The sequence below is a fragment of the Baaleninema simplex PCC 7105 genome, assembly GCF_000332355.1.
Taxonomy (GTDB): domain Bacteria; phylum Cyanobacteriota; class Cyanobacteriia; order Cyanobacteriales; family Geitlerinemataceae; genus Baaleninema; species Baaleninema simplex.
The window spans coordinates 641,623-642,774 of the sequence record NZ_KB235962.1 but is presented as its reverse complement, the minus strand read 5'-3'; the positions used below and the strand labels follow the sequence as shown (position 1 = coordinate 642,774).

The 1,152-nt window shown below is 44.0% G+C and carries 3 pseudogenes; all 3 read right to left on the bottom strand.

Features of this window, described 5'->3' with window-relative positions:
- A pseudogene (locus tag GEI7105_RS32960) lies at window positions 1-271 on the bottom strand (hypothetical protein); the annotation flags it as partial.
- A 206-nt stretch (window positions 272-477) separates the two neighbouring features.
- A pseudogene (locus tag GEI7105_RS32955) lies at window positions 478-858 on the bottom strand (transposase); the annotation flags it as partial.
- A 23-nt stretch (window positions 859-881) separates the two neighbouring features.
- A pseudogene (locus tag GEI7105_RS39565) lies at window positions 882-1,152 on the bottom strand (IS4 family transposase); the annotation flags it as partial.

Genomic DNA, 1,152 nt, shown 5'->3' with positions numbered 1-1,152 from the left:
GACCCTTGTAAGTTGTTTCTGAATCTATAAATCCTCCGGGTAAGTCAAGGTCTTCGTCTTCAAGATCGACATGGATTAGATCTTCACTCTTGTATTTAAAATGTTTAGAAAAATACTGATTTTGATAAGTGCCAACAAATTTACCATTTTTGAACTCATGCAAATCTTCTAGCTGTTTGTCAGAAATCTTGAAGGTGACTCCAGTAAACGGTTTTCCATCAAGATAGTATCGATCGCCTTGTTGGGTGAGAGTTTTGATGTTTCTCAGCATTTTATACTTTTGAGATAAGTTTTTGGGCTGACCTGAGAAGGCTTAGTGTCTTGCTTTTTTTCCCGTCAAGATGGTGACGACTTCATCCAGAATGTCGGTGCAGTTTGGACAGTGGAGGACATTCTAAATTGAGACTATAAAACCATCCTACTGGATTCACGAAGACAATCACAGCCTCCAATAATAAAAGGAATGTGTGTAAAGGATTATTTCAGACCTCGAAGGTTGACATACTTAACAGAATGTCCGTGGCGCTCTCCTCGGGCTTCGAGTCCCTCGGTCACGTGAAAAGCCAATTCGGACTCGGATTCAAACATCTGTCCGACTAATTCATCACGTTTAAGATGCTCCCACTCCAATTCAATGGGATTCATTTCGGAACAGTAGGGTGGCAAGAAGAATAAGTACAGTCCTTGAGCTTCCCATTGAGAGAACTTCTGCTGAACTACCTTACTCGTGTGAATCGAACCATTATCGAGTACGATGACGCGGATTCGACCCGTAAGTTCGTAAATTTTCTGGGCTTCATGGGCTTGCTCGTCCATCAGCTTGATGAAGTCTTCACTTTTCCAACTGCCCAAGGCCAAACTCTGAGAGGGTGACAACATAGCTAGACCCCCTGCCTCACAAGGGATAGAGCCTCTAGCCCTCGTTGAAAATGGAGAGATTTGTGAGGCTTCAACGCCATGAGCGCCAACATCCAATCTCTCCAGAGCAGCAGGGATTGACTCCAAGCATAACCGGATAATCCGAGGGAAAAAACACTATGATGAGGAAAACCTTGAGGGGTCAGGTCTGAACGACCTAAATAGGATTGGACGTGAGATTCAAGGAGACGCTGACCCGAACGAGTTGCTAACCAATAGGCTAAAGTCATGAGC